Origin of the sequence: Moorena sp. SIO3B2, assembly GCF_010692525.1 — a bacterium.
Taxonomy (GTDB): Bacteria; Cyanobacteriota; Cyanobacteriia; order Cyanobacteriales; family Coleofasciculaceae; genus Moorena; species Moorena producens.
In genome coordinates this window covers 1-2,254 of sequence record NZ_JAAHHE010000690.1, presented here as the reverse complement: position 1 = coordinate 2,254, position 2,254 = coordinate 1, and the positions used below count along the sequence as shown (strand labels likewise).

Below are 2,254 nucleotides of genomic sequence, written 5' to 3'. Positions count from 1 at the left end.
GGTAGCTGATTCGATCAGTCGGGTGCTAGAGCGTCCAGTGGCTCTTTCCTACTCCCCAACAGTTGCAGCCAGCCGGAAGACTATGGCAATTCCATGATTAACCAATTGTCAACCGCACCTTTGAGAAGATTGAAGAGTTGGAGCAGGTAATTTTACCTCGCTGTTGTGTTTTACTCAAGCACTGCGACTTTATTCGTGGTCTGACCCATTTTTATTGGTGGCAGGCAGCCAAGGCTTAACGATAAGTAGGGCTTGCTGAATAAGTCGTAATTTTCGGGTTTGAATAGGTGTTAGGTGTTAGGTGTTAGGTGCTAGGTGGTAGGTGAGGTTAATGGTTTTAGGGAATTTTCATCTTTGAGGTGCTTATTAATTGTACCGATGGGCTCATATTCGAAGCACTTATTCGGTCAAAAATTGCTTGAAACCGTTGTCTGGCATGGCTTCCACACTTATACAGCAAGCCCTAAGTATTTGGATTTGATATTAGATCCCAGCGTCGTTCGCACAGCGTGGCCATTCGCGTAGCGTGGCCATTCGCGTAGCGTGGCCAAAAGGCCAAAAGGCCAAGGCCAAAGCCTGTGCCATCTAGCTGATAGCTGATAGCTGATAGCTGATAGCTGATAGCTGATAGCTGATAGCTGATAGCTGATAGCTGATAGCTGATAGCTTACTATTCCTCAATAACAATAACATCTGTAATAACAATAATATCTGTAAGCAAAAGATTCAAATTTTCCACCGTTAACAGAGGCAAATTAGGATTCTCGGTAGTACTCACATTTTCTGGATTGGAAAAGAAACTAAAACTAAACAGATATCGTCCCCTGCTTTGATTGGGGTTTTTCTGAGTCTGCCAATTGTTAATTTCCCGGACAATATTTGTTCGCAGGTCTTGAGTAACTACTAACATATCCGTGGAATCCCCAGACTTGTGAACCGTAAATCGAGGAGTTAGTAAAACAGGTAAGGAAGCTAACAGTTCCTCTTCGTTAGTGTTGCTAGCTAAAGCAAAGGCATACTGACAGCTAATCCGAATATCATAAGGACGGTTAATGATAGCTGGCAGCAAGACTTTGAATAACTCTTCCAGATGCTGTGTTAAGGTTTTACTTCTGGAATCGCCCAGGTCTGCAATATCCCAACGCTTATCATTAACAATTAGAGGAGTAATCCGGTTCTTAAACCTTACTTCAGGAGTCTGGAAGATGAAAGCTGCATTAGTTTCCCTGCCATCAATCAAATTCTTATTGCGGGCGAGACGGATAGCACCCCAGGCATTTTGATAGTCCAACACATCCAAATTAGTGACAGTCACCTTACGGTCCGGTAATGCCGACTCCCCAAAGGTTTCTACCCCAGTTGCATCAAGCAATTTGGTGAAATCATACTCAATAGTCGTGTAAGGTACTGTGGGGGAGTTAGTGGTTACATCGTTCTGCCTGGTATCATTTAACTCATACCCTGGTAACTCAATATCTAAGACTTGTTGATCAGCAACGGGAAGATTGTTAGTGGGAGTGATGATAACCGTTTTGGTTTCTTGGTCAGCAGATAGGTTTTCATCAATGTTGTAGTGAACTGTCTGGCGAGATGCCTGTGCGATCGCAATCGGTTGCCAAATTTGCCATGACCTAGCCACGTCTTCTGCTAGAGTTGCAAAGGCATTGAGGGCAGAAGTAACCGTAGTCTGGTTGTCATCGGTTAACCCTGTTTCCAAAGCTTTGAGATCACTGGCTAGGGTTGGATATAGATTGTTAAACCGCACCAGAGTATCCAACAGTGGATCAATAGTATTAGTCGTATCGATAATTGTGCCAACACCCACTGGGTCCCCAATGTCTGCATTAACTGCATTACTCAGGACAATAGTAAAGGTTTCATTATTTTCAACCACATCATCGCTGTTGACTGGCACCCGAATTTCTTTGGTGGTGTCACCTGGATCAAATTGCAGACTTCCGCTAGTTGCGGTGTAATCTCCTGGTGCTTTGGCGGTACCATCCTGGGTTTGATAATTAACAGTAACAGTCTTGTCAGAGGGAGGAGATAAGGTAACCGTGAAAACTGCAGTTTGTCCTTCTTCCAAAGAGACATCATTAATCGTTAATTTAGAGGAACCATTGTATTCAATCCGGCATTCAATGGTATCTTGAGCCACATCGGGATGTTCATAGAGGAAAACATAATTCCAGTCTCGAATATCCTCAGCACTGAGAATATCACCAGCAAAACTGTCGGGGTCAGGAATTGCTGT

1 protein-coding gene is annotated in these 2,254 nt (G+C 43.7%); it reads right to left on the bottom strand.

Features of this window, described 5'->3' with window-relative positions; all coding sequences use genetic code 11:
• Positions 1-670 precede the first annotated feature (670 nt).
• On the bottom strand, positions 671-2,254 hold a 1,584-nt coding region (locus tag F6K38_RS39875), incomplete at its 5' end, for a Calx-beta domain-containing protein (RefSeq protein ID WP_287360408.1).